Genomic DNA, 4,344 nt, shown 5'->3' on the forward strand with positions numbered 1-4,344 from the left:
GATTGCAGGACTGCTGGATGGAGTCGGACAGCCGCCGCATCGACGGCAGCGCTGCCTGGACGAGGCCGCGCAGCGGCTCATGCCGGTGCGCCAGCTCGAACATGCGGGTCGACAGGAAATAGAGCCCGGCCGGGCGATCGCGAAAGATATAGCCGCGCCGTTCCAGCGCCTGCAGCACGCGGTAGATCTGGTGGATCGAGCGGCCGACCGCCTCGGCAATCTGGCCCTGGTTCAGCCCGTCCTTCTGCTCAGCCAAGAGCTCGATGACGTCGAACGCCTTTTCCAGGGCCGGTACCGAATAGTCCGGCGCTTCCGCAGTCTTGCCAGCCATGCCCCACAATCCTTCCCGGACCAAGCAATTCCAGGAAAAGTGTGAAACGGTTTCCGGCAGGAATTGCGTCAAAACAGAGAGATAGAATCAGGAGCTACTATAGTTACAAGGCAGCCCCCATCGTAGCCATCATCAGCCTGGCGATGCGTTGGTTGATGTCGTCGGGCACCGGCTGCGCGCCTGGCGCCGGTCTTTCGCCGGTAGCGCCCTTCACCACCCGCTCCAGCGACAGCGCCTGCAGCATGAAGCCGATGTCCATGGATTCGATCGAATTGCCCTTCGGTTCGCTGCCGGCAAGGTTGAACATGCGCCCGTCGGCGACCAGGATGACATGCCGGCCATTGGCAAGGTCGAGACGCTGCAAGGTGCCGTCGAGATCGGTGCTACCGGTCGTCATGGCACGCATGCCCTCGGTGTCGATCTCCCACGGAAAATGCCCTGAGTTGGCAAGCACCGCACCATCTTGCATGGCGGCAATCGCGCTGGCCGGCAGCACGCCGGCGCGTCCCGTGGCGGTGATGAACACCTGCGCCCATGGTGCCAGATCCGCCAGCGGCGCCACCCGGTAGCCGTCGAGGGCGGCTTCCAGCGCCTTGATCTCGTCGACCTCGACGAAGGAATCGGTCTTCGGCGCCTCGGCCTGCGGCCGCGAATAGCAGACGCGCGGCGTCACCTGCAAAGCGCCGAACTGCACCGTCTCGTCGATATAGACATCGAAGGTGATGATGCGGCCGGTAATCTTGTCGATACCGGCAAACTCGGCAACGGCATTGGTGACCCGGTCCGCTCCGGCGGGCAGCGCCGGCGCGGGTGCCGCGGGCTCAGGCGAAGCGGCGAAGGCCACGGTGCTGACGGCAAGACCGGCGGCTAGCGCCAGACTGGCCGATATTGAGTAAGAAAAGCTCATGCAAAGATACCGGTGGTTCGCGCCCGGGTGATTCTGTCGATCGCCAAGGCTAGTCGCCGTTTTCTGATCAGCAAGCAGCTAAACACCAATTGTGGCGATAAAGGACCGGCTTGCACCCTGTCGCCTACGACCCGGGTGTCCAGGCATCGTAGTCGCCGGTGACCTGCGGGCGGTGCTGATTGGTCAGCACCGAGCCCTTCGGGCGATAGGCCGCCGGGCTGCCGGTCAGATTGGGCTGATGCGGCTTTTGCCAATCGCGCGGCTTGTAGTCCTCGCTGGACGGCGCGACGTCGACGCGGTGGTGCATCCAGCCGTGCCAGCCGGGCGGTATCGCCGAAGCCTCCGAATAATTGCGGTAGATGACCCAGCGGCGCGTGCGGCCTTCCGAATCGATGCCGCCTTCGTAATAGAAATTGCCGGTCTCGTCCTGGCCGACCTTCTTGCCGTACCGCCACGTGTGCAGGCGGGTTCCTATCGTCTGGCTGTTCCCCCAGGTGAAAAACTGCGTAAGGAAAGTCTTCATTTCAAAACCCTCGCGCCGGCAGCGCCCGTTTTCCTGCTTATGGCGTCAGGCCTTGCCGAAGGCAAGGCTTTTGCCACGGCGTGCGCGCAAATGGCTTGCCTGAAGCCCGACACAAGCCTGTGATCCTCCCGGTCGCTGCATGCACGCTTGCCAAGCCTTTGCGGTATTTCTAAAGCTCTGCGCGCCCATGCCTGCATCCAGCCCGGCTTGAGGCCAAGGAGGTGACGATTGGCCACGGAATTGCCGACCACCGACATTCGCATCAGCGCCGAGGCGATTCGCCACCGCAAGGGCGGCACGCCGATCGTTTGCCTGACCGCCTATACCTATCCCATCGCCCGTCTGCTCGATCGCCATGTTGACCTGCTTCTGGTCGGCGACAGTGTCGCCATGGTCCTGCATGGCCACAAGACGACGCTGGGCGCCTCGCTGGAGATGATGATCGCACATGGGCAGGCCGTGATGCGCGGCTCGGCCAGGGCCTGCGTCGTCGTCGACCTGCCGGCCGGCACCTATGAGGCAACGGCAGCGCAAGCCGTCAACTCGGCGCGGCGGGTCGTCGACGAAACCGGCTGCCAGGCGGTGAAGCTCGAAGGCGGCCTCGACATGATCAGCCAGATCGAGGCCATCGTCGCCGCCGGCATTCCGGTGATGGGACATATCGGCCTGCAGCCGCAATCGGTCGAGAAGGACGGCGGCTACAAGATCAAGGGCCGCACCGAGGAGGCTGTTGCGGCATTGCTTCGCGATGCGCTCGCCGTCGAGAATGCCGGCGCTTTCTCGGTGGTCATCGAAGGCACGGTCGAGAGGGTCGCCGCCGATATCAGCCGCCGCCTCGCCATTCCGACCATCGGCATCGGTGCCAGCGGTGAATGCGACGGCCAGATCCTGGTCATCGACGACATGGTCGGGCTGACCGTCGATCGCGTGCCGAAATTCGTCAAGGAATACGCCGACCTGCGCAGCGTGATCTCGCATGCGGCGGAAACCTATGCAGCCGAGGTGCGGGGCCGGACATTCCCCGGCCCCGGCCATGTCTTTTCGGCGGCAAACAGCAGGGACGACACATGAGCCAACCCGTCGTCGTCGACAGCGTAGCCGCACTTCGCGCGCAAATCCGGGACTGGCGGCGCGACGGCCTTCGTGTCGCCATGGTGCCGACCATGGGCGCTTTGCATGACGGGCACATCTCGCTGGTCAGGATCGCGCTCCAAAAAGCCGAGCGCTGCGTCGTGTCGATCTTCGTCAACCCGACGCAGTTCGCGCCGAGCGAAGACCTCGACAAGTACCCGCGCCAACTCGCCCGCGACCTCGAGCAGTTGGGCGCGGCAAAGGCCGACCTTGCCTTCACACCGACGGTTGGCGAGATGTATCCCGCGGGCTTCGCCACGAAAATCTCGGTCGGCGGCCCCTCCGGCGGGCTCGAATCGGACTTTCGGCCGACCTTTTTCGACGGCGTCGCCACCGTGGTGGCAAAGCTCCTCCTGCAGGCAACGCCCGACTGTGCGGTCTTCGGCGAGAAGGACTACCAGCAGCTTTGTGTGGTGAGGCAGCTCTGCCGCGACCTCGACCTGCCTGTCGAGATCATCGGCGCACCGACGATACGCGACGCGCATGGTCTCGCCATGTCGTCACGCAACGCCTATCTCGATGAGGCCGAACTGAAGATCGCCCGCCAACTCAACGTCATATTGCGCAATACGGCTGCGGCCCTGGCGGCAGGCGCCGGCCAGAGCGACGCAACCGAAGAGGCCAGCCGCGCCCTCATCGCCGCCGGCTTTCAAAAGGTCGACTATGTCGAGGTACGCCAAAGCCTGACGCTTGCGCCATGGCGCCGAAACCGCGAAGGGCGTCTTCTCGCGGCAGCATGGCTCGGCAAGACCAGACTGATCGACAATGTGGAGGTTCCCGCTGTCTAGCGCGAAGGCTCGATCCTTCGGCCAGACAGACACGGGCCGACCACAGTCGATGGTCCCGTACTCTTTGGGGTCGACGTATCGCGGCGGATTGCTGCCGCGCCTAGCTCTCGCTCTTTTGTCCGCCGGCCCTGACGATCAGGTGTCCCGCCACGATCCCAACCACCCCGGCAAGGGCTTTCACCAATGCATCGATGAGGCGTGCATGGCGACCGGGATCAATGAGCTGAAGCAGTTCCAGCATGCCGGCGGTCACAGCCACGAAGATCACGACCTGGTACAGTCGGTTGGGGAAGCCGATCGCCAGGGCGAAGCCCAACAGGACATAAGCCAAGGCACGCTCGACATTCGCTTCAGCGAGGTGCGGCCGCATCTGGATCGGCGACAAGGTCGCGAAAATGATGATGGCGAGCAGCGCCAGCGCTGTAATGCGGGACAGTTTGGTCATGCCCTTGCATATCCGTCGTGAGCCGGCACAGCAAACGCCGCGATGACGCATGGCCAGGTCGCTCTATTCATCCCGGTGGCAATCTATCCGAGCGACTTCTCGAAACTCAGCGTCGTCGGTCTTGAGGTATCGCGGGACTCCTCCGCGGCACTGACAGGCAAAAACCCCTTCGACCGGTAGAAAGCAATGGCGCCGCCATTGGCCTCCTCGACCTCGACG

Annotated in this window: 6 protein-coding genes; 2 read left to right on the forward strand and 4 right to left on the reverse strand. The window is 63.8% G+C overall.

Features of this window, described 5'->3' with window-relative positions; translation table 11 throughout:
• The 3 genes from EN984_RS24285 to EN984_RS24295 all read right to left on the reverse strand — a co-directional run.
• On the reverse strand, positions 1–331 hold a 331-nt coding region (locus EN984_RS24285; RefSeq protein WP_127383999.1), incomplete at its 3' end, for a helix-turn-helix domain-containing protein.
• Between the two features lie 103 nt (positions 332–434).
• Entirely contained in the window at positions 435–1,238 is an 804-nt protein-coding gene (locus EN984_RS39390) for a DUF2155 domain-containing protein (RefSeq protein ID WP_281057324.1), read from the reverse strand.
• A gap of 124 nt (positions 1,239–1,362) precedes the next feature.
• A complete protein-coding gene (locus EN984_RS24295) occupies positions 1,363–1,761 on the reverse strand; it encodes an NADH:ubiquinone oxidoreductase subunit NDUFA12 (protein WP_127384000.1) in 399 nt (132 codons plus the stop codon).
• Positions 1,762–1,989: 228 nt separating this feature from the next.
• Between EN984_RS24295 and panB the strand changes: the two genes are divergently transcribed.
• Positions 1,990–2,832, forward strand: coding sequence for a 3-methyl-2-oxobutanoate hydroxymethyltransferase (gene panB, locus EN984_RS24300; RefSeq protein WP_127272407.1), 843 nt, complete (start codon positions 1,990–1,992; stop codon positions 2,830–2,832).
• On the forward strand, positions 2,829–3,680 hold the full coding sequence (gene panC, locus EN984_RS24305) for a pantoate--beta-alanine ligase (protein ID WP_127272406.1): 852 nt from the start codon (positions 2,829–2,831) through the stop codon (positions 3,678–3,680). Before panB ends, panC begins: the two co-directional genes overlap by 4 nt.
• A 100-nt stretch (positions 3,681–3,780) precedes the next feature.
• Here the strand turns inward: panC and EN984_RS24310 are convergent, their stop codons facing one another.
• A complete protein-coding gene (locus tag EN984_RS24310) occupies positions 3,781–4,176 on the reverse strand; it encodes a hypothetical protein (RefSeq protein WP_245465083.1) in 396 nt (131 codons plus the stop codon).
• Positions 4,177–4,344 lie beyond the last annotated feature (168 nt).

The sequence above is a fragment of the Mesorhizobium sp. M7A.F.Ca.CA.004.12.1.1 genome, from assembly GCF_003997835.1.
Classification (GTDB): domain Bacteria; phylum Pseudomonadota; class Alphaproteobacteria; order Rhizobiales; family Rhizobiaceae; genus Mesorhizobium.